We start from the raw sequence: 22,694 nt of genomic DNA on the forward strand, positions 1-22,694 counted from the left end.
AACGGGGGGTGGCGGCAGCGGGCGGCCGCCGAACTGGACGCCGCCACCGGACGCCTGGACCCGACGGCGGGCGTGATGGCCCAGTTCGTGTGGTTCGACGCCGCCGGCCGGCCCGGCCGCCTCCTGATCGCCCTGCACCACCTCGTGGTGGACGGGGTCTCGTGGCGCGTCCTGCTGCCCGACCTGGCCGCCGCCTGGGAACACGTCCGCGACCGGCGCCGGCCCGAACTGCCGCCGGTGGGCACCTCCTTCCGCCGCTGGGTCCACGTGCTGTCCGAGGAGGCCCGCGCCCCCGGCCGGGTGACCGAACTCAAGCGGTGGCAGGCCGTGGTGGACGGCCCGGATCCGGTGCTCGGCTCCCGGCCGGTGGACCCGGCCGTGGACGTGATGTCCACGGTGGAGACCGTCTCGCTCACCCTGGCCCCGGAGACGACCGAAGCCCTGCTCACCACGGTTCCCAGGGTCTTCCACGCGGGAGTGGACGACGGGCTGCTGGCCGCGCTCGCGCTGGCGGTCGCCCACTGGCGCCGCGGCCGCGGCGTGCACGAGACCTCCTCGCTCATCCGGCTGGAGGGCCACGGCCGGGAGGAACACGTGGTACCGGGCGCCGATCTGTCCCGTACCGTGGGCTGGTTCACCAGCATGTTCCCCATCAGGCTGGACGTGGCGGGCTGTGACGGGACCGAGGCGCTGGCCGGCGGCCCGGCGGCGGGCCGGGCGGTCAAGGCCGTCAAGGAGCAGCTGCGGTCCCTCCCCGACAAGGGCATGGGCTACGGCCTGCTGCGCTACCTCAACCCGGAGACCGCCGAAGTCCTGCGCCGGTACCCGACCGGCCAGATCGGCTTCAACTACCTGGGACGCTTCTCCGCCGACGACATGCCCGAGGCACTGCGCGGCCTGGGGTGGACCGAGGCGCAGGATGCGGTGGGGCTGCTCGCGGACCTGGACGCCGACATGCCGGCCCTCTCCACGGTCGATGTCAGCGCCTACGTCCTCGACTCGCCACAGGGGCCGCGGCTGAGCGCCCGTATCGGCTACCCCGCCGGAGTGCTCTCCAGTACCGAGGTGCGAGAGCTCGCCGACGCGTGGACCGCCGCCCTGGAGGGTCTGGCCCGGCATGTGGCCGCCCCCGGCGCGGGCGGGCTCACCCCCTCCGACCTGCCACTGGTGTCGGTGACACAGCGCGAACTCGACGGATGGGAACAGCGGTACCCGGGGCTGTCCGACGTGTGGCCGCTGACGGCCACCCAGGCCGGGCTGCTCTTCCACAGCAGGCTGACCGCCTCGTCCTTCGACGCGTACCACACCCAACTGGTCTTCCACCTCAGCGGCCAGGTCGACCCGGAGCGCATGCGCACCGCCGGCCAGGCGCTGCTGGACCGGTACCCGAACCTGCGCGTGGCGTTCGCCGACGAGGCGGGCGGGGAGCAGGTGCAGCTCGTCGTGGACGGCGTGCGCCTGCCGTGGCGCCACCTCGACCTCGGCGCGCTGACCGAGGAGGCGCGCCGGGAGGCGCTGGAGCGGCTGCTGGCCGAGGACCACGCGGACCACTTCGACCCGGCCGTGCCGCCCCTGCTGCGGCTCACCCTGGTCACCACCGGGCCCGGCCGTGCGGAGCTGGTCTTCACGGCGCACCACGTGCTGTACGACGGCTGGTCGCTGCCCTTGCTCATGCAGGACCTGGTGCGGCTGTACGCGACCGGCGGCGACGCCTCGGCGCTGCCCCGCGTCCGCGGGTACCGGGACTTCCTGGCGTGGCTGGCCGACCAGGACCACGCGGCGGCCCGTGCCGCGTGGGCCCGCGAACTGGCCGACGTCACGGAACCGACCACGGTCGCCACCGAGGCGGTCACCGCGCAAAACGGCATCGGGCAGGTGGACGTCCCGCTGGCCGCCGACGTCTCCCGGGACCTGGCCCGCCGCGCCGGGGAACTCGGCATCACCCTCAACACGCTGGTGCAGGGAGCCTGGGGCATTGTGCTCGGGCACCTGACCGGACGCGACGACGTGGTGTTCGGCACCACGGTCTCGGGACGGCCTCCCGCCGTCCCCGGGGTGGACTCGATGGTCGGCCTGTTCATCAACACACTCCCGGTGCGGCTGCGGTACACCCCCGGCCAGACACTGCGCGAGCTGCTCGCCGACCTTCAGCGCCGGCAGGCGGCGCTGATGGACCACCACCACGTCGGACTCCCGGAGGTCCAGCACACCACCGGTCTCGGAGCGCTGTTCGACACCCTCGTCGTCTTCGAGTCCTACCCGGTCGACCGGGCGGGGCTGAGCGAGGCCCACAGCAGCGCGGAGATCACCGTTACCGGCATCCGTCCGACGGCCGGAACCCACTACCCGCTGATGCTGGCCGGTGCGGCCGACCCGCAGCTGCGGCTGGGCCTCCAGTACCAGCACAGCCTCTTCGACCGGGCCACGGCCGAGCGCCTGGGCGCCCGCCTCGCACGGGTGCTGCGGCAGCTCGCGGCCGACCCGGACACCCGGATCGCCGCGCTCGACCTGCTGGAGCCCGACGAGCGCACCGCGCTGCTGCGCGGTGCCGACGCCCCCGCCCCGACGGTGTCCGAGGAGACGCTGCCCGCCCAGTTCGAACGGCAGGCGGCCGCCACCCCGGAATCCGTCGCGGTCTCCAGCGGGGAGACCTCGGTGACCTACCGGGAGCTCAACGCCCGTGCCAACCGGCTGGCCAGGCTGCTGGTCTCCCGTGGGGTGGGCCCCGAGAGCCTGGTCGGCATCCGCCTGGAACGCTCCGCGGACCTGGTGATCGCCGTGCTGGCGGTCCTCAAGGCCGGCGGCGCCTATCTGCCCATCGACCCCGCCTACCCGGCCGACCGCGTCGCCTACATGCTCCGGGACGCGGCCCCCGTACTCCTCATCACTCACGGCGCCGAAGCGGCCGGAGGCGGCGACGGGCCCGGGGACTCCACGACCGGCGGCCCGGGCGGTGGCGTACCCGTGGTGGACCTCGGCCGGCCGGAGGCCTTCGCCGGCCTGCCCGACACGGACGTGACCGACGCCGAGCGGACGGTACCGCTGCGCGCCGCCCACCCCGCCTACGTCATCTACACCTCCGGCTCGACGGGGCACCCCAAGGGCGTGGTGATCCCGCACCGGAACGTGAGCGGGCTGTTCGCGGGAACCCGCGACGCCTTCGGCTTCGGCCCCGACGATGTGTGGACACTCTTCCACTCCTACGCCTTCGACTTCTCGGTGTGGGAGCTGTGGGGACCGCTGCTGCACGGCGGACGCCTGGTCGTGGTGGCGTACACCGTCTCCCGGTCGCCCGCGGAGTTCCTCCGCCTGCTGGAGCGCGAGCGGGTCACCGTCCTCAACCAGACGCCGTCGGCCTTCTACCAGCTCATCCAGGCCGACGCCGAGAACCCCGGGCATGACCTGGCCCTGCGCTACGTCGTCTTCGGCGGTGAGGCGCTGGACCCGCGGAGGCTCGCCGGCTGGTACGAGCGACACCCCGACGACGTGCCGGAACTGGTCAACATGTACGGCATCACCGAAACCACCGTGCACGTCACCCACATCCCGCTGCGCGCCGGCTCCGCCGAACGGCACGGTCCCGGCGCCATCGGCGGCCCCGTCCCGGGGCTGCGGGCCTACGTCCTGGACGGGGCCCTGCGGCCGGTGCCCCCGGGCGTGCCGGGAGAGCTGTACGTGTCCGGTTCCGGGCCGGCGCGCGGCTATCTGGGCCGCATGGGGCTCACCTCGGAGCGGTTCGTGGCCTGCCCCTTCGGGGAGCCTGGGGAGCGGATGTACCGCACCGGTGACGTGGTGCGCCGCGACCCGGACGGTCGCCTCGGCTATGTGGGACGCGCCGACGACCAGGTCAAGATCCGCGGCTTCCGCATCGAACTCGGCGAGATCGAGGCCGCGCTCGCCGGGCACCCGTCCGTCAGCCAGGCCGCGGTGGTCGTCCGCGAGGACGCCCCCGGCGACAAGCGCCTGGTCGGCTATCTGGTGCCGCGGGCCGGGAACGGGAACGGGGAACAGGGCACCGGGCCCGACATCCCGGCGCTCCGCGACCACCTGTCGGGCCTGCTGCCCGAGTACATGGTGCCGTCCGCGCTCGTACCCCTGACCGAGCTGCCGCTGACCCAGAACGGAAAGCTGGACCGCCGCGCCCTGCCGGCCCCCGCCGCCACCGGCACGGACACCGGCCGCGCGCCCCGCACCCCGCAGGAAGAGGTCCTCCGCGGCCTGTTCGCCGAGACGCTCGGGCTCGACCGGATCGGCATCGACGACGACTTCTTCGCCTCGGGCGGCCACTCGCTGCTGGCCAACCGGCTGGTGGGCCGGATCCGCGCGGTGCTCGGCGTCGAAGTGCCGATCCGGGTCGTCTTCGAGTCCCCGACCGTCGCGCAACTCGCCGCCCACCTGACCTCCGGCGGTGATGCCACCGGCCTGACCGACCCGTTCGGGGTCGTCCTGCCGCTGCGCACCGGCGGCGAGCGGAAGCCGCTGTGGTTCATCCACCCGGGCGTCGGCCTGTGCTGGGCCTACCTGGGCTTCGCGCGCCACCTCGAGGACCGGCCGCTGTACGGCATCCAGGCCCGCGGCTTCGACGGCACCCCGCCGCCCGGCTCCATCGCGGACATGGTGGCCGACTACCTGGAACAGATCCTCAGGGTCCAGCCCGAGGGGCCCTACCGGCTGGTCGGCCACTCCCTCGGCGGCACTCTGGCCCAAGCCCTCGCCTCCGCACTCCAGGAGCGCGGCCACGAGGTGGCGCTGCTCGCGCTGCTGGACGCCGTGCCCAGCCCATGGTTCGCCACCGGCGACGCGTCATTGGCGCTGGCCGAGGCCCAGGAGTTCTTCGAGGGATACCTGCCCGCCTCCGCCGGCGGGCAGGACGAGGAGCGCGCCTCCTTCATACGGCACGCCTCCGAGATCATCGTCCAGCACACGGCGATGCTGAAGGACTTCACACAGCCCGCCTACCGGGGCGACGCGGTGTTCTTCAAGGCGACGCTGAACCCGCACGACTCCTACGCCGCGCAGTGGGCGCCCTTCATCGCCGGCACCGTGCACGAACACGGCGTCCGCGCCACCCACATGGGGATGACCGAACCCGATGCCACGGCCGAGATCTGCACGGTCCTCAACCACTACCTCGACGGAAAGTGACGCAAGCATGGCGACGCTCGCTGAACGCTGGGACCTTCGTCCGGAACACTTCTGGATGCGGGACGGCCGACCCGACAAGCCCGTGGAGACCGACGAGAACGGCGTGTGCAACGTCTACGGGTACCAGGCGATCCTGGACGTCTTCGGCGACCCGAAGACCTACTCCTCCGACGTGACCCGGTTCTTCCTCGCGGACACCGAGACCGACGACTCCTTCAACGAGGGAACGCTGCTCCAGGCCGACCCGCCGGAGCACACGAAACTGCGCAAGCTCATCAGCCGTTCGTTCACCGCCAAGATGGTCGCGGGGCTGGAGCCGCGCATCAGTGCCATCACCCGCGAGATCCTCGACGCGATGGACGGCAAGGACGAGTTCGACCTGGTGGCCGAAGTCACCTACCCGATGCCCGTGATCGTCATCGCCGAACTGCTGGGCGTGCCCGGCAGCGACCGCGACCTGTTCCGCGGATGGGTCGACCGGATGACCGACAGCGCCACCGCCCTCGCCTCCGAAGGGGGCGGCACCGCCGGGGGCGAGGAGCCCGACGCGCAGGCCGCGATGCGGCACGTGCCCGAAATGCTCGCCTACCTGCACGAGCACGTCGCGGAACGCCGGCGCGTGCCGCGCGAGGACCTGCTGTCCGCCCTGATCGCCTCCGAGGTGGACGGCAAGCGCCTCGACGACGCGGCCGTGGTCAACTTCGCCAACGAACTGCTGGTCGTCGGCCACGCCACGACCAGTGCGCTGCTGGGCAACACCGTCCTGTGTCTCGACAGCCACCCCGAGGACCTGGCACGCGTCAGGAAGCGGCCCGAGACGGCCGCCGCGGTGGTCGAGGAGGCGCTGCGCTACATGAGCCCGATCGCGGCCTCCTACCGGGTCTCCACGACCGACACCCGGCTCGGCGACACCGAGGTGTCCGCGGGGACGCTGGTCGCGCTCTGGCTGGGCGCCGCCAACCGCGACCCGGAGCAGTTCCCCGAGCCGAACGTCTTCGACCCCACCCGCGATCCCAACGCGCACCTGGCGTTCGGCCGCGGCATCCACTTCTGCCTGGGCGCCCCGCTGGCCCGGCTGGAGGGGCGCCTGGGACTGAACCTGCTGCTGGAACGGTTCCCGGAGCTGCGCACCGACCCGGACAACCCGCCGGAGTTCTGGGCGCTGCCGCATGTGATCGCCACCTCCAAGCTCCCGCTCCGAGTCGGCTGAGGAGTACCGCGTGTACGACGTGATAGTGGTGGGCGCCCGCTGTGCCGGCTCCCCGGCCGCGATGCTGCTCGCGCGGGCCGGCTACCGGGTGCTCATGGTCGACCGCGCCCGCTTCCCCAAGGACACGCTCTCCACGCTCTACATCCACCAGCCCGGCGTGGCCCTGCTGCACCGCTGGGGGGTGCTGCCGCGGATCGTGGAGACCGGCTGCCCGCCCATCGACAAGGCCCGCTTCAGCCTGGCGGACATCACGCTGGAGGGCTGCTCCTGGCCGGCCGACGGGCTGCGTGCCGCCTACGGACCCCGGCGTCACCTGCTCGACACGCTGCTGATGGAGGCCGCCGTGTCGGCCGGAGTGGAGTTCCGGGAGAACTGCTCCGTACACGACCTTGTCTTCGACCCCGACGACGGGGACCGGGTGGTCGGAGTGCGGCTCGGCTCCGGGGCGCGGGGCGGCATTGTCGAGCGGTCCCGGCTGGTCATCGGCGCCGATGGGATGCGCTCGACGGTGGCGGACCGGCTCCGGGCCCCCATGGAGATCGAGGACCCCACCGTCTCGTGCGCCTACTACAGCTACTGGTCCGACCTGCCGCAGCGGTTCCGGCTCTACGAGCGGGCGGGCGGCTGGGTGGGCACCGTGCCCACCAACGACGGTGCCACCCTGGTCGCCGGATACCTCCCGCAGGAGCGGTTCGACGCCGCACGCTCCGACGCGCTCGGCGCCCTGCTGGACAACGTGGCGCGCACCGCCCCCGACCTCCGCGAGGAGATGGCCGCCGGGCGGCGGCTGGAGCGGATGTACGGAACCGGCGACCAGCGCAACTTCTTCCGCCGGGCGGCCGGCCCCGGCTGGGCGCTGATCGGTGACGCCGGACACCACAAGGACTCCATCACCGCCCGCGGCATCACCGACGCCTTCATCCAGGCCCAGCTCCTGGCCGACCACATCGGTGATGGCCTGCGGAACCCGAGCCGGCTGGACACGGCCCTGGAGTGCTTCGCGGCCGCGCGGTCGGAGGTCCTGCTGCCCGACTACCGCAGCACGCTCAAGACCGCCCGGCTGGCTCCACGCCCGCATGAACTGGAGATGCTGCGAGCCGTCGCCACCAGCCCCGAACTCACCGATCGGTACTTCTCGACCCTCTCCGGCGTCTGCCCGATCGACGAGTTCGTCACCCCCGAACTGCTCGATCTGATGGACGAACGCGCGGAGATCGAACCATGACCGCGACCGGACGGGAAGGGAACGGCCAGATGACCGACCGGACGAGCACCCACGGGCCCCTCTCCCCGGTGCAGGAGCAGATGTGGTTCCTGAACCAGCTCGAACCCGAGCGACCCGAGCACACCACGGTCTTCGCCTGGCGGCTGCGCGGACCGCTGCGCCCCGTCGCGCTGACCCAGGCCCTCGAGTGGCTGGCCCAGCGGCACGACGCGCTGCGCACCACGTTCGCCACGGTGGAAGGCCGTCCCCGGCAGACCGTGGGACCGCCCGCACCGGTCGAGCCGGAGTACGCCGACCTGGCGGAGCTGCCCGCCGCGGAACGGCGGCCGCGGGCGGAGGCGCTGCTGCGGCGGATGGCGCGACGGCCCGTCGACTTGGCGGCCGGGCCGGTACTGCGTGTGCTGCTGGCCCGGCTGGACGCCACCGAGCATCTGCTGACCATGCTGACCCCCGCACTGGTCGCCGACCGCGCCTGCCACGGCGTCCTCACCCGGGAGCTGGGCGAGCTGTACGCCGCCGCCCTGGAGCAGCGGCCCGCTCGCCTGCCCGACGTGCCGCTGCGCCCGCTCGAGTACGCCGCCCGGCAGCGGGAGCGGCTCACCGACGCCGAGCTCGCCCGGCAGCTGGAGCACTGGCTCGGCCGGCTGGCGGACCTGCCCGACCTGCGGCTGCCCGCCGACCGGCCCCGTATCGCCCAACCGCCCGGTCCCACCGCGCGGCACGAGACCGTACTGCCCGCCGAGGTGGTGCACGGCCTGACCGGCCTGGTCCACGAGTTCGGAGGCACGCTCTTCACCGGCCTGTTCGCCGCCTGCCAGGTGCTGTTCGCGCGCTACAGCGGGCAGCAGGATCTCGCCGTGGGGTCCGTCGCCGAGGGCCGCGAGCGCCCCGGACTGCGCTCGGCGGTGGGGAGTTTCGCCAACCCCGTGGTGCTGCGCGGGACCGTGCGGCCCCACGCCTCCTTCGCCCAGCAACTCGCCGAGAGCCGCGGCACCGTCCAGGAGGCGTTCGCCCACCAGGACGTGCCCTTCGGCCGGCTGGTCGACGCCTTGGACCGCCGTGGCCAGGATGGCCGCAACCCGATGGTGCGCACCGCCGTCGTGCTGCGTCAGGACGCCGCGCACCCGGCCCGCGCGGGCGCGCTGTCCCTGCACCCCTGCCCGCCGCCCGGCGTGCCGCTGGGAGCCGAGCTGGCCGTCGAGTTCACCGAGACGGCACCCGGCGAGGTGACATGCTCCCTCGCCTACGACGCCACCCTCTTCGAGCGGGGCACGGTCGAACGGCTCGCCCGTAATCTGGTCGTCCTGCTCCGCGGAGCCGTCGCCGACCCCGGCCGCCCCGTGGCCGAACTCCCCGTCCTGGACGAGATGGAGCGGCGCACGCTGCTGGAGGAATGGGGCGTCAACCGCTCCCCGTACCCCGACCGCAGGTGCCTGCACGAGCTGGTCGGCGAGCACGCGCGGGCGCGTCCGGAGGCGGTGGCCGTCGTCCACGGCGACGCGGCCATGACCTACGGGGAGCTGGACGCGCGCGCCATCCAGCTGGCCGACCTGCTGACCGGCCAGGGGGTCGCGCCCGGCACCTTCGTCGCGGTCTGCCTGCCGCGCGGGCCCGAGCTGTTCGCCGCGCTGCTGGGCGTCCTGCGCGCCGGGTGCGCCTATCTGCTGCTGGAGCCGGGGCACCCGGCCGACCGGCTGGAGTTCATGATCCGCGACACCGGGGCGGCGCTGTGCTTGACCGAGCGTCCACTGCTGCACAAGCTGCCGGCCGACGCGGTGCGCACGGTGTGCCTGGACGAGCAGCGCGCGGCCGTCACCGCGCGGCCCACCGAGCCGCCCGCGGTCGAGGTGACCTCCGACGCCGGTGCCTACGTCATCTACACCTCGGGCTCGACGGGCCGGCCAAAGGGCACCGTGGTCACCCACCGCGCCTTCGTGCGGCTGCTGCGGGGGGCCGACTACCTGACGCTCGGGCCGGACGACGTCTCGGGCCAGGGCGCCGATGTGACCTTCGACGCCGCGGCGTTCGAGATCTGGGCGCCGCTGACGGCCGGAGCCCGACTGGTGGTCATCGACAAGCAGACGCTGCTCGACCCGCCCGCCCTGACCGGACTGCTCAAGGCCCGGGGATTCACCACCCTGTTCCTGACCACGGCGCTGTTCAACCAGGTCGTCGCCGAGGACCCGAGCGCCTTCGGCGGTCTGCGCAACATGCTCTTCGGCGGCGAGGCCGTCAATTCGCTGCGGGTCTCCCAGGTGCTGGCCGCCGACCCGCCGCGGCGGCTGGTGCACCTGTACGGGCCGTCGGAGACGACGACCTTCGCCACCTGGCACCTGGTGCGGGAGGCCGACGAGCACCGCCCCGTCCCCATCGGCCGGCCCGTCGCCAACACCACCGTCTACGTCTTGGATGAACTGCTCAATCCCGTGCCCGTGGGGGTCACAGGAGAACTGTTCGTCGCCGGGCCCGGGGTGGCACGCGGATATATCGACCGGCCTGAACTGACCGCCGAGCGCTTCTTGGACAACCCGTACGGCACGCTGCCGGCCGACCGTATGTACCGGACCGGCGACCTGGTGCGCTGGTCTGCCGAGGGCGCATTGGAGTACGTGGGCCGCGCCGACCATCAGGTGAAGATCCGCGGCTACCGGATCGAGCCGAGCGAGATCGAACGGGTGCTGCAGCAACACCCCGACATCGATGCCGCGCTGGTGGTGGCACGCGCGGCCGAAGGAGATCACAAGCGTCTCGTCGCCTATGTGCGCCCGGTGGCCGGATGCGAACCGGACCCGGGGGCGTTGCGCGACTTCGCCGCCGTCCGGCTGCCGGACTTCATGGTGCCCGCGGCTCTCGTCACGTTGACGGAGTTCCCGCTCACATCGAGCGGCAAGGTGGACCGCGCCGCGTTGCCTGAGCCGGAGCTCACGGGGCGGCCCGCCGGACCCGGGAGAGTGGAGCCGCGTACCGACGCCGAACGGGCGCTGGCCGCGATCTGGGCGGAGGTGCTGGGCGTGGAGCGGGTTGGTGTCACCGACAACTTCTACGAGCTGGGCGGCGACTCGATCCTGGGCGTCAAAGTGGTGGCGCGTGCCAGGAAGGCCGGGCTGGCGATCTCCGCCAAGGACGTATTCCGCCGGCAGACCGTCGCCGAGCTGGCCGGCGTGGCCGTGCTGAGTGACACATAGTGGTGGTTCGCTGATGTCGGAATGATTCAGCGCGGGCAATGGCCCCGACGGATCGGACACCGGCCGTTTTGCGCCATGGATGGCAGGTGTGCGCCGCCGGGGCCGTCACCGTTGCCCCGTGCGGGGACCGTATCTCTTCACGCAGTCTGTTCCGGATTTTTCCTACGAGCCCTATTCCTCATCGGGATTCCTCATCGGGATTCCTCATCAAGGCAGCCGCTCCATCAACCGCGCCGTGTCCTGGTGCCTACTGCACGGATGCTGCGCGAACGAACGCCGCACTCGGTCGCGCACGTCGGGTTCCTGTTCCTGGCTGAGCTTGAACATGCCCTCGGCCCCGGTCACGGTGATCCGGAAGGCACCTACCCCGGACACGATCTGCCGGAAATAGTCCACTGACGCGGTCATATCCCAATCGGTGCCGTGGTCGCGTTCGAAGGCGCGCACGGTGGAGCGCACCACGCCCAGGGTCTCCTCAAAGGAGTCGATCTTCTCGATGACACCGTGCACATGGACCGAGGTGAAATCCCACGTCGGTGCCGCCGGCGACTTCTCGTACACCGTCGGCGAAACGTAGGCATCCGGTCCGGTGAACGTCACCAGGGCGACGATTCCGGATTCGAGTGCGGACCAGTGAGGGTTCATTCTGTTCATATGGCCCAATAGCGTGGCGCCGGACAGATCATTCGTCCAGGGGGCCGTCATCTCCGGATCCGGGATGACGGGTAAATGTGTGGCGAACGGACCGGCGGTTGAAGTGCCGTTGGTTGCGAACAGCGCCAGGGGGAAACGGCGGATGATATCGACCATCCACCCTCCGTCGGGCTCGCGGTACTGATCAGGGACGAACATGGTGATTCAAGTCCTCTCCGAGCTCGGCGAGTTCATGTCCTGTCGCCAGGACACGATTCCGCAATCAGCGTATCCCGGCCAAGTCGTCTTTCCGGTACGGCGACACAGAATTCGGCACCGGACTCCCCAGCCCTTGAACGGGTGGAAACTCCGGTCTACGTTGGCCGAACGGAGTTGTCCAGTGCCGTGCGAGCACGGGATCTGCCGAGTGTGCACCCTTCGAGACTCGGAAACAGATCACAGTGACCTCACAGATGCGCCTGCGGGAGAATTCTTTATGGGTAATCGTGGAGACGAGACGTACGATGTCGTCGGTGTAGGGTTTGGCCCTTCCAATCTTTCGCTCGCCATCGCACTGAGAGAGCACCGGTCCCGGGCGAACGGAGAAGAACTCAAGGCGGTCTTTCACGAGCGGCAACCCTCGTTCGGCTGGCACCGCAACATGCTGCTGCCGTCGACGACGATGCAGGTCTCCTTCCTCAAGGACCTGGCAACGTTCCGGAACCCGACTTCCGTGTTCAGCTTCGTGTCGTTCCTGCACGCCTCGGGGCGGTTGGCCCAGTTCGTCAACAACCAGGATTTCTTTCCCAGCCGTGAGGAGTTCCACCAGTACCTGGAGTGGGCCGCGGCGGGCGTCAGCGACGTTGTCCGCTACGGCTCGGAGGTCGTCTCGCTCCGCGAAGAGCCGGAGGACCGCACCGGGCCGGTCGAGTACCTCCAGCTGGACGTACGGGATACGTTCGGTCGGATGCGGCAGGTACGCACCCGCAACGTGGTCATCTCCACCGGTCTGGTGCCGCATATGCCCTCCGGGGTGGAGCCCGACGAACGCGTCTGGCACAGCTCGGAGTTCCTGGCTCGGTACCGCCGCATGGACCCGGCTCGGTTGCGCAGCGTCGCGGTGGTCGGCGCCGGCCAGAGTGCGGCCGAGATCACCCGGTTCCTGCACGATGAGCTCCCGCACGCCAAGGTGTACGCGATCATCCCCTCCTATGGCTACTCGATCGCCGACGACACCCCCTTCGCCAACCAGGTGTTCGACCCGGCCGCCGTGGACGACTACTACTTCAGCACCGACCAAGCGCGCGACTCGTTCTGGCGTTACCACCAGAACACGAATTACTCGGTGGTGGACGACGACGTCATCAGGAGCCTGTACCGCCGCTCCTACGACGACCGGCTGCGCGAGGCCGACCGGTTGTCCTTCGTCAACCTCACTCGCGTGAGTGGCGTCAAGCGAGAGGGCAATGAGACGCGGGTCGCCCTCCACTCCCAGCTCGGCAGCCACCCGAGCGAGCTGGCGGTGGACTTCCTCGTATGTGCCACGGGTTACGACGGGATGGAGCCGACCGGCCTGCTGGGCGAGCTCGACCGCCACTGCCTGAGGGACGACTTCGGGCGGTACCGCATGGAGCGGGACTACCGCATCACCACGACGCCCGAGGTGCGCTGCGGCATCTATCTGCAGGGCGGCACGGAGCACACTCACGGTCTGACCTCCTCGCTGTTGTCGAACATCGCGGTACGCAGCGGTGAGATCGCCGAGTCGATCCTTCTGGGACGGCCCGTCGGGGCGAGCTGACGCAGGACCGCGTACGGGAGCGGGGTCGGTACTGGAATCAGTACCGACCCCGCTCCCGTACGCGGTGCTTCCGGCCGTCGGCGGTTCCTCAGCGGGTGGCTTCCTCCGCGGCCATGGCCTCCCGCAGGCTCTTGGGACGCAGATCAGTCCAGTTCTGCTCGACGTACTCCAGGCACTCCTGCCTGCCGCTCTCGCCGAACGCGACCTCCCAGCCGGTGGGCACCTCGGCGAAAGACGGCCACAGTGAATGCTGCTCCTCTTTGTTTACGAGGACCAGGAAACGGCCGTTCTCGTCATCGAAAGGATTCGTGCTCATAAGGGACTCCTGATTCTTCATGGAGGCCAGACAGAAGAAGCCGCCCAGATAAGTGCACGATTAGCGGCGACTGTCCTGATGGTATCCGCTCCAGCATGCTCCGGTGAAAAATTCGGCAGGCGGACAGAAGGATGCCGGTGTGTGTCCGGAAGGGATGTGGTGCGGGGAAGGCGGTGCGCCGGTGCAGATTCCACCCGGGCATCGGGCGGCGGGAAGCCCGTGCGGTGGAGTCGCATCAGGGGTGCGCGAAACGGCTGATGGCTGCCTCCTGCCGCTGTCGTGTGCCATATAGGCTCAGATCCATCTTGTTGTGGCGCCATACCATGCGCCATGCTGGCGCTATGCCGTCTCCACCTCGGCTCATTCCAGTATGCCCATGCCTTGATCACGGTCCCGTGCGACGGGTCAAGCGCTCCCATCCGCCTCCCGTGCGCGGTCGGCGGACGCTGCCGAGCCGTCCCGCTCTTGTCGGAAGGCGACCCCTGGAGAGAGCCGCACCATGCACACCTTCAATACGCCCGGGCCCATTCGCGCCCTCCTCGACATCGGCTTGGGGGACGTCTGGATCATCGCCGACGAGCGCGGCCGCACTCGTGTCGGAGCGCATCCGAGCGACCCCGGCGACCCCCGGGACGTGGCCACCGCCGAGCGCACCCGTGTGGAGTTCGCCGACGGCCGGCTGCTGGTGATGTCTCCTCGGCCCAGTGGCTCCCGGCGCACCGGCGGAGCGGTGACGGTGGTGATCGAGTTGCCGGTGGGTTCCAGCCTGCGCGGACGGGCCGTCGTCGCTGACTTCCGGTGCGAGGGCCGGTTGGGGGAGTGCCGGATCATCAGCAACTGTGGCCACATCTGGCTGGATCGCACCGGTGCGCTGTGCCTGACGGCGGGCTTCGGCGATGTCGCCGTCGAACACGCGTCGGGAGATGTCGAGGTGACCGCCCACTCCGGTGACCTGTGGGTGCGGGAGATCGAGGGCGGTGCGCTGATCGGCAAGCCCAGCGGCGGCGTCCGGATCGGGGAGATCTCCGGGGACCTGCGGGTCCGCGGGGCGGACGGACCTGTTCTGGTCGGCCGGGCGCATGCCGGGGTGGAGGTCAGGACCGTGCTCGGTGACATCCGCATCGACGAGGCCGCGCACGGACCCCTTCACCTCGACACCACTTCCGGCGAGATCGAGATCGGGCTCCCGGGTGACGTCGCGCCCTGGCTGGAAGTCACCTCCGAGGCGGGGGACATCTACCGCTCCCTCGACACCTTCCAGGCGGCGGCGCCCGCGGAAGGCGTCAAGGTGCGGGCCCGTACCGTCGCCGGGAACATCGTGATCCGCCGTTCGCCCACGTCATGACCACCGGGAGACGCGCCTTCGCCGCCGCGGGCACGCCTTGCGCGGCTGCCGCCGGCTCGATTGGCGGAGCAGGGCGGCTTCCTGTGGAGCCACTTATGTGCCATGATGGCGCCGTGGCTAGAGCCACGGCCTGGTGGAAGGTCGTCCCCCGTCGGTCACCACCGGGTGTGCGTGCGGCTCGGCTGCGAGCCGGGTCGCACGGCGGTCCCGGGGGGCCTCCAGGATCGAGCGGCTCCCCGGGCCGTAATTCAGGCCTGCGATGCCGGACTGTCCCCGTCTGGTGCCATCCAGCCCTCGGCCGCACTGTTAATCAAGGAGATTGGTCATGAGTGACTCGACGCTCGAATACTCGGATCCACCCCCAGGTGAGGCCGGGGCCGCCGGAAAGGCAAAAGCATCTGCCGGGGCATGGTTCAGCCTGATCGCCGTGGCGCTCGGGATCATGGTCGTGCAGATCGACGGTACCGTCGTAGCTGCCGCCAACCCGAAGATCGCTATCGATCTGAATGCCACTCCCGGGCAGATCCAATGGGTGACCACCGGCTACTTACTGGCCCTTTCGGGTTTACTCATTCCGGCCGGCACGGTGGCCGACAAGATCGGCCGCAAGAAGGCGTTCCTGATCGGGGTGGGCGGATTCTCGCTCGCCTCACTGCTGTGCGGCATGTCCGGTTCGATCGAGATGCTGATCGGCGCCCGGGTACTGCAGGCCGTCTTCGCCTCGCTGCTCGGTCCCTCCGGACTCGCCGTGCTCAAGGCATCCTTCCCGCCGGCCAAACTCCCCGCGGCCCTCGGCATCTTCGGCGCCGTAACCGCTGTCGCGATGGCGGGCGGACCTATGCTCGGCGGCGTGCTGGTGGAGTACGCCAACTGGTCATGGGTCTTCTACATCAACCTCCCGTTCGGCGTCATCGGCGTCCTGGTGGGTCTGATCGTCATCAAGGAGTCCGCGCAGAGGGGCTCTGAGCCGCTCGACATCCCCGGCGCCATCGCGCTCACGGCGGCCATGGTCAGCGCTGTGTGGGGCATCACCGGAGCCCAGGACGACGGCTGGGTCTCCGGCAAGACTCTCGGCTTTATCGGTCTGGGCGCCGTGCTGCTGGCGATCTTCGTCTTGATCGAGGCCAGGACCGAACACCCCATGGTCGCGCTCAGCCTCTTCAAGGACCGCTCGGTCGCGGTCGGTCTGCTGCTGATGGTAGTGACGATGCTGGCCTTCTTCGCGATCGTTTTCTACCTGATGTTCTATCTCCAGGGTGTGCAGGGGAAGAGCGCGATTATGGCCGCCGTCAGCCTGCTGCCGCTGACCGCCATCTTCACCGTCGCCTCACCGCTCGCCGGCTGGGCCACCGGAAAGCTCGGTGTGAAAGGCACCCTGCTGCTCGGCGCCGTGCTCCTTTTCGGTGCCCTGGTGTACCTCCGGCAGATCGAGGTGGACACCTCCGGCTGGGCGCTGGCCCCGCCGCTGGTTCTCTCCGGGTTCGGCGCCGGCTTCTTGCTGGTCGCCGGCATCCAGGCCATTGTCGGCAACGCTCCGGTGGAGAAGGCCGGTGTTGCCTCCGGTATGCAGCAGTCCATGCAGCAGCTGGGCGGCACGCTCGGCATCGCGATCTTCGGTAGCCTGCTCGCCTCCTCGGTGAGCTCCAGGTTCCCCGATGCGCTGCGCGACGAGTTCGCCGGCAAGGGCGGCTCGGCCGTCGATGTGATGGCCGACAACAATGGTGTCCACGAGTCCGTCGCCCTCGGTTTTCCGCCCTCGGCCCGGGACGCCATCAAGGACCAACTCGTCCAGGGCGGTGGGATGCGTACCGACGACATCAACTCCTTCGTCGGCACGCTGACACGGGTGGCGCACCAGACCTTCGTGGACGGGATGCATCTGGTCTTCACCATCTCCGCGGGCCTTACGGTCGTGGTCGGCTTGCTCTCCCTGTTGGTCCGCAACGCCAAGCCACAGCAGGAGGAGTCGGCGGCCGCACCAGAGATCGGCATCCATGTCTGATTCCGGCTCCTCCGCGGGCGGACCTCCCGGCAACAGTGACGGTGGCGGGAGGCCGCTCGCGTGTCCGCCGTCCCCACGGCAAGGTGGACCGTGCGGCCCTGCCCGTCGCGGAGGTGGCCACCGCACCGTCGGACGCGCCCCGCAGCCGTGCGGATCACCAACCGGGTCAGGGATGAACTTGGCTTCCCGCTCACCGTCCGCGGGCTCTTCGAGCATCCGACGATCGAGGAGCTCGGTCGGCTGATCGACGGGACCGGCGCGGAGGACTGACCTGTCCGGGAGAGATCACTCGGGGCGCGGAATCTCCTCGGTCCGCGGGGCCCGCCGTATCAGGCCAGAGGGACCGCCCCCCCCAGGTGATCAGCCGGGCGGCGCTGACGGTGCGGGCCTGAAGACGGAGGATGTGGCCGGCGGCGAACAGGGCGCCGCCCAGCGGGCACCAGGAACGGCAAGGTCGGGGCGAACCCCACGAGCCCCGCCTGGAACGGCGAGCCCGTCAGCGCCGCGGCCGCCACCGAGGGCCTGCTCAACGAGGCGGCCGCCACCTGCGCGGCGGCCCGGCGGGCAGGCGTTTGCCGTCGGCGCAGGGTGGCGGGCTCAGTCGGACGGGCTCGCCCCTCAGTTGATCGTCTGATCGTCGCGGACGCCGCGGGCGGTAACGATGTGGCGGCTGCCGCTTGGCGGAGCAGGTCGGCGAATTCGTTCATGACCGGGGCGGGGACGTGCGCGTGCCATGCCAGCATGACCTTCGAGACGGCGGGGCGGCCTGACAGGCGGGCGAAGCGGACGCCGGGCAGGCCGGACCCGGCCACGACCTTCGACACCAGGGCCAGGCCGTCGCCTGCGGCGACCAGCCCGAGGATCAGTTCGGTACCGAGTGCTTCATGCCGGATCTTCGGTACGAACCCGGCGCTCTGGCACGCGGAGAGCATGATGTTGAGAAGGGTGCTGGTGGGCTGCCTGCTGTAGACGATGAAGTCGTCGTTGGCCAGATCTGCCAGATCGATGACATCGCCCGTGAGCCGGTGTCCGGTGGGCAGGGCCACCACGAGCTCGTCCTCGTGGATCAGCACCGCGCAGTGGCGCTCCGCCGTGATCGCGCCGCGCACGATCACGGCGTCGAAGCGCACGGTGCTGAAGCCCTCGACCAGGCCCTCGGTGTGGCCTTCGCTGAGTTCCCAGACGATCTCGGGGTGGCGGGCCCGCATCGTCCGCACGACCGCGGGAAGTGAGCTGACGGCCATCGATTCGATGGCGCCCAGGACGATCCGCTGATGCCGGCCCCCGCTGAGGTCGGCGACCATCGTCGCCGCGCTCTCCCAGCGGCGCAGCAGATTCTGGGCCTCTCGGCGCATCAGAACGCCGGCCGGTGTGAGGCTCACCCCGCGGTTGCCGCGCTCGAGCAGACGGGTGCCCAGGGTCTTTTCGAGGGCCTTGATGTGGCGGCTCACCGGGGGCTGCGCCATGCGGAGCCGGTCGGCGGCCCTGCCGAAATGCAGTTCTTCCGCCACCACGAGGAAGACCCGCAGCTGTTGGAAGGTCGGATCACTCATACCTTCGAGGGTATCAACGCGGGCGGTATTGGTATTGGACTCCCGTCGGGAACAGGGCGAAGAATCGCGGCCAGGCCCCTTGAGCGGCGAACGGACCCTGGCCACGGGTCATCGTCTCCCATCGCTCGGCACCGGTGGCATCTGCAGCAGAAGCCCGTCTCATGTCGCCCGGATACAGGAGAGAGTTGCGATGACCACAACCACCGCCCCACCACCGTCCCGTACCGCGCAAAGACGGGTGTTCTGGGCTACCACGATCGGGGTTTCGGTCGAATGGTTCGACTACGCGATCTATGGCGTGATGGCGCCCGCGATCAGCCACAATTTTTTCCCGCAAAGCAATCCCACCGCGGGTCTGCTGGCCACCTATGGGGTTTTCGCCCTGTCGTTCCTGGCACGTCCGCTGGGCAGCATGTATTTCGGCAGCCGAGGTGACCGGCTGGGCCGCCGCAACACCCTGCTCACGGTCATCCTGCTGATGTCGGGTTCCACCGCCGCGATCGGTTTGCTGCCGGCCTACTCCACCGTCGGCCTGGCCGCTCCGCTGCTGCTGCTGGCGCTGCGCATCGTGCAGGGATTCTCCGCCGGAGGGGAATTCGGTGCCGCGGCCCTGCTCTACGAACATGTGGGCGCGCGCAGACGGGGCATGGTCTTCGGCCTGTTCAACCTCTCCTCCTACGTCTCGGCCCTCTCCGCACTGGGCCTGTCCACGCTGCTCACCCAGCTGATCGGCGAGAGCGGGGTGAACGAGTGGGGGTGGCGAGTACTGTTCCTGATCTCGCTGCCGCTGGGGCTGACCGGCCTGTACTTGCGCCGGCGGGTAGCCGAGAGCGCGGTCTTCATCAACATGGCCGAGCGGGGCGCGGTCGCCGAGCGCCCGGTGCGGGAGGCCGTGACGCAGCAGCGCAGACGGCTGTTCAGCTTCTTCGGGCTGATCATGCTGAACTCGGTCGCCTACTATGTGCTCAACACCTACCTGCCGACCTACCTGTCGGAGAACGCCGGCGTCAGCAGGGTCGCCGCGCTCGCCGCGTCCACCCTGATATCGCTCACCATGATTCTGCTCCAGCCCCTGTACGGCCTATTGTCCGATCGGATCGGACGCAAACCGCTCCTGCTGTTCGCCGCGGTCGGCCTGGTCGTGGTGCCCCTGCCCGCCTTCTTCATCGCCGGCCTCGGCGCATTCGTCTTCGTCTATCTGGGCCAGCTGTTGTTCATTCTCGCTGCCGCCCCGACAAGCGCGCTGGCGGCCGTGGTGGGCAGCGAATTGTTCCCCGCGAAACTCCGCTACAGCGCGCCGACCATCGGCTATAACTTCGCCTACGCCGCATTCGGCGGCACCGCACCGCTCATCTGCGCGGCACTGCTGGATACGACCGGCAGCCAGCTCGCACCGCCGATCTACATCATGGGCATTGCGGTCATCGCCTTCTTCATCATGGCGTTCACTCTGCCCGAGACCGCACCGTATGCGCGAAGCCGCCCTATGCAGGGGGCAGAGCAGCCAGAAAGCGAGACCCCGTGACCATCTGCGAAGGATCCGCCGCGGCCCCCGCGATCGACATTCACCGTGCATTGGCGACCGTCTCCGCCCTGGTCCGTCAGGACACCCGCACCGAAACCCCGAGTGAAAGCTCGGCGGCATTGTGGATACGGGGCCAGATGAACGCGCTGGGAATGGAAACCCATCTGGTCCCTGCCGACGGTCATCGCGTCAACGCGGTCGGGATCTGGCGCGGATCCGGTAGCGGCCCGTCGCTGATGTTCAACGGGCACCTCGACACCAACCCGGTCACCGAGGGCTGGACCCGCGATCCGTGGGGCGGCGACGTGGACGGCGGACACATCTACGGCCTGGGCGTGTCCAACATGAAGGCCGGATGCGCTGCCTACCTCGAAGCCGTCCGTGCGCTGCGCGAGGACGGCCGCCGGCTGCGCGGTGACGTGGTGCTCACCTTCGTGGTCGGTGAACTGCAAAACGGGGTCGGCACCCGCGCCGTCCTGGACGCGGGCTACCGGGCCGACCATTTCGTCAACTGTGAACCGACCGACCTCACTGCGCTGACAACACATGCCGGAGCCGTCCAGTTCCGCATCGAGCTCACCGGATCGAGCCGCCACATGTCCAAACGCGAGGAGTCGGCCGACGCCCTCGCCGCAGCCGCCCGCCTGCTTCCGCTCATCAACGCGATGAGCTTCACCGGCGCCGCCGACCGCGACGCCCGGGCCACCAACCGGGCCCATATCGGCAGCCTGCGGGCCGGCCTGGGGAGGCAGCTTCTGCAGTCCCGGCCTCCGCAGGTGGCCGACGTCGCCGAGTTGCACGGCAGCGCCCGGTTCGGCCCGGGCCAGGAAGCGAAGGCCGTGCTGGCGGAGGTGCGCGAGGCCACATCCCGCGTGTGCGGGGACGGCATTGCCGCGACGGTGGAGGAACTCACCGACGGCGGCCACACGTTGAACCGCCCGTTCAGCACCGACCGGGACAACCCGGTCGTCCGCACCGTCAACACCGCCTACGCACGCTTGCGCGGCACACCCCAGCCCACCGGCGCCATCCAGCCCTACTGCTTCTACGGCAGCGACGCCTCTCTCCTGCAGCACCTCGGCGGCATGCCCGGCGTCGTGTGCGGTCCCGGCGGCAAGTACAACACCATGCCCGACGAGAGGGTGTCCGTGGAGGACTACCTCGACGCCATCCGCCTCTACGCGCTGACCATCACCGGCATCTGCGGCTGACCGGGCCGGACCGCCCTGCCCCGGCCGGGCAGCGGAGATCCGCCCTAACCCGGGCATGTAGCACGGGCGCGGGCGGTGGGAGCGGCCCCGCGGCGGCCGCTGGCCGGTTTCTCCCGGGGTGACTGTCGCGGTCGGGGCTCACCGCCCCGCCCGCTCCAGCGCCCCGCGCAGCTCCGCCGCGCTCGCGCAGCCGATCCCGGGGTGCTCCCGCAGCGCCGTGTCGATGACCTCCGCGAGGCGTCGTGGGATGGCCGGGTCGCGGCGGCGGATCGGGATCGCCGGCTCCTGTAGGACGACCTGCCAGGGGTCCTTGGCGCGCGGGAACTCGCGCGGGGTCCTTCCGGTCAGCGTGTGGTACAGGCAGGCGGCGAATGCCCAGACGTCCACGGCGGGGGTGGCCCCGCGGAAGTCGATGACCTGTTGGCGCGGCATGAACATCGGTTTGCCCGCCGTGGTGCCGGTGCGTGTCAGCCCGCTCAGGCCCGCCTGGTCAAAGGCCTTTCCGATGCCGAAGTCCGCGATCTTCGCCGTCGTCGAGCCGTCGGTCTCCCGGTGCAGCAGGATGTTGGAGGGGCTCAGGTCGCGGTGGACGATGCCCTGCCCGTGCGCGTGTTCCAGGCCCTTGAGCGCCTGCACCGCGATGGGCACCGCTTCCTCGACCGGGAGTCGCCCGCCGCGTCGGGCGACGAGCCGGTCCAGGCTGCCGCCGGTGCAGAACTCGGTTGTCAGATAGAAGGTTCCGTGTCCGAAGCCCGCGTCGTGCGGCGCGACGATGTGCGGATGCTTCATCGCCCGGGTGAGCGCCACCTCGCGCAGGAACCGGGCGCGTGCCGTCTCGCTCGCCGCCACCTTCGGCAGCATCACCTTCAGCGCCACCTCGACGCCGGTGGCCTCGTGCCGGGCCAGGTACACCGCGCCCATGCCGCCGCGGCCGAGCTCCCGGATCACCGAGTAGCCGCGGATGGCCTTGAGGTCGGCGCGGCCGCCGTGCGCCAGCTCGAGCAGCAGCTTGAGCACGGCGTCGGGCCGGGCCTGACAGGCGGCGCACAACAACTCGCCGGGGCGGCCGCCCGCCTCGTCGCCCAGCTCGCGCTCGCACTTGGCGCAGCGCGCGAGCCTCACCGTGGCGACCTGCGGCCGCGTGATGTCGACGCGGAACACAGTGTCACCGAGGCGGATCCGGTCGCCGTCCTTGAGGTCGTGCTCGGGGTAGGAATCCGCGACGGCCTCCTCGGGGGTGAGGCCACGGCGCCGCTGGCCGATCTTCTCGCCGTTGACGTATGTGCCGTTGAGGCTGCCGAAGTCGCGGATGCGGATGTCCGGCGGGTTGATGTCGAGCAGGCAGTGGTGGCGGGAGACGGTCTTGTGGTCGGAGTCGTCGGGCAGTTGCGGCGAACAGTCGGTGGAGCGGCCGAGGACGCAGGTGGTGCGCTCCTCGAAGACGTACGCGCCGGGCTTCACCCGGCCCTCGACGAGGGTGAGCGTGATGGTGGCCGAGGGCGTCACAGAGGATCGTCTCCTTGCGGGTGTGGGGGAGGGCTTC

Annotated in this window: 14 protein-coding genes; 10 read left to right on the forward strand and 4 right to left on the reverse strand. The window is 70.2% G+C overall.

Features of this window, described 5'->3' with window-relative positions:
- The 4 genes from JK364_RS49210 to JK364_RS49225 all read left to right on the forward strand — a co-directional run.
- Positions 1-5,145 (forward strand): non-ribosomal peptide synthetase (locus JK364_RS49210; RefSeq protein ID WP_201857990.1); only part of this gene is annotated, 5,145 nt, incomplete at its 5' end.
- 7 nt (positions 5,146-5,152) lie between these two features.
- Positions 5,153-6,355, forward strand: coding sequence for a cytochrome P450 (locus JK364_RS49215; RefSeq protein WP_201857991.1), 1,203 nt, complete (start codon positions 5,153-5,155; stop codon positions 6,353-6,355).
- 10 nt (positions 6,356-6,365) lie between these two features.
- The gene (locus JK364_RS49220; RefSeq protein ID WP_201857992.1) at positions 6,366-7,580 is read left to right on the forward strand and encodes an NAD(P)/FAD-dependent oxidoreductase; all 1,215 of its coding nucleotides are present in this window, start codon (positions 6,366-6,368) and stop codon (positions 7,578-7,580) included.
- Positions 7,577-10,765: a non-ribosomal peptide synthetase gene (locus JK364_RS49225; protein ID WP_201857993.1), complete on the forward strand. Its 3,189-nt coding sequence runs from the start codon at positions 7,577-7,579 to the stop codon at positions 10,763-10,765. The genes JK364_RS49220 and JK364_RS49225 overlap by 4 nt, the downstream gene beginning before the upstream one ends.
- 207 nt (positions 10,766-10,972) lie before the next feature.
- Here JK364_RS49225 and JK364_RS49230 read toward each other — a convergent pair whose 3' ends face one another.
- Complete coding sequence (locus JK364_RS49230; RefSeq protein WP_201857994.1) at positions 10,973-11,617, reverse strand: FMN-binding negative transcriptional regulator; 645 nt, start codon at positions 11,615-11,617, stop codon at positions 10,973-10,975.
- 277 nt (positions 11,618-11,894) lie between these two features.
- Here JK364_RS49230 and JK364_RS49235 point away from each other — a divergent pair, with 277 nt between their 5' ends.
- Positions 11,895-13,199 carry a lysine N(6)-hydroxylase/L-ornithine N(5)-oxygenase family protein gene (locus JK364_RS49235; protein WP_201857995.1) on the forward strand — a complete coding sequence of 435 codons (1,305 nt, stop codon included), beginning with the start codon at positions 11,895-11,897 and terminating at the stop codon, positions 13,197-13,199.
- 88 nt (positions 13,200-13,287) lie between these two features.
- On the opposite strand, the gene JK364_RS49240 is transcribed toward JK364_RS49235, so the two are convergent.
- Positions 13,288-13,515, reverse strand: coding sequence for an MbtH family protein (locus JK364_RS49240; RefSeq protein WP_201857996.1), 228 nt, complete (start codon positions 13,513-13,515; stop codon positions 13,288-13,290).
- A 499-nt stretch (positions 13,516-14,014) separates the two neighbouring features.
- Between JK364_RS49240 and JK364_RS49245 the strand changes: the two genes are divergently transcribed.
- The 3 genes from JK364_RS49245 to JK364_RS56420 all read left to right on the forward strand — a co-directional run bounded on the left by JK364_RS49245 (position 14,015) and on the right by JK364_RS56420 (position 17,132).
- Positions 14,015-14,860 (forward strand): DUF4097 family beta strand repeat-containing protein, encoded by an 846-nt coding sequence (locus tag JK364_RS49245; protein ID WP_201857997.1) that lies wholly within the window; start codon positions 14,015-14,017, stop codon positions 14,858-14,860.
- A 325-nt stretch (positions 14,861-15,185) separates the two neighbouring features.
- Complete coding sequence (locus JK364_RS49250; protein WP_201857998.1) at positions 15,186-16,862, forward strand: DHA2 family efflux MFS transporter permease subunit; 1,677 nt, start codon at positions 15,186-15,188, stop codon at positions 16,860-16,862.
- Positions 16,863-17,009: 147 nt separating this feature from the next.
- The gene (locus JK364_RS56420) at positions 17,010-17,132 is read left to right on the forward strand and encodes a phosphopantetheine-binding protein (protein WP_201857999.1); all 123 of its coding nucleotides are present in this window, start codon (positions 17,010-17,012) and stop codon (positions 17,130-17,132) included.
- A gap of 59 nt (positions 17,133-17,191) precedes the next feature.
- Here the strand turns inward: JK364_RS56420 and JK364_RS49260 are convergent, their stop codons facing one another.
- Entirely contained in the window at positions 17,192-18,415 is a 1,224-nt protein-coding gene (locus JK364_RS49260) for a LysR family transcriptional regulator (protein WP_201858000.1), read from the reverse strand.
- A 190-nt stretch (positions 18,416-18,605) separates the two neighbouring features.
- Here JK364_RS49260 and JK364_RS49265 point away from each other — a divergent pair, with 190 nt between their 5' ends.
- Together JK364_RS49265 and JK364_RS49270 are read left to right on the forward strand one after the other, a co-directional pair.
- Positions 18,606-19,940, forward strand: a complete 1,335-nt coding sequence (locus JK364_RS49265) for an MFS transporter (protein WP_230993732.1) — start codon at positions 18,606-18,608, stop codon at positions 19,938-19,940.
- A 137-nt stretch (positions 19,941-20,077) separates the two neighbouring features.
- Positions 20,078-21,151, forward strand: a complete 1,074-nt coding sequence (locus tag JK364_RS49270; RefSeq protein WP_230993733.1) for a M20 family metallopeptidase — start codon at positions 20,078-20,080, stop codon at positions 21,149-21,151.
- Positions 21,152-21,289: 138 nt separating this feature from the next.
- Here JK364_RS49270 and JK364_RS49275 read toward each other — a convergent pair whose 3' ends face one another.
- Positions 21,290-22,657 (reverse strand): protein kinase domain-containing protein, encoded by a 1,368-nt coding sequence (locus JK364_RS49275; RefSeq protein ID WP_201858002.1) that lies wholly within the window; start codon positions 22,655-22,657, stop codon positions 21,290-21,292.
- Positions 22,658-22,694: the final 37 nt, after the last annotated feature.

The organism is Streptomyces endocoffeicus, assembly GCF_016741935.1.
In the GTDB taxonomy this organism is placed as follows: Bacteria; Actinomycetota; Actinomycetes; order Streptomycetales; family Streptomycetaceae; genus Streptomyces; species Streptomyces endocoffeicus.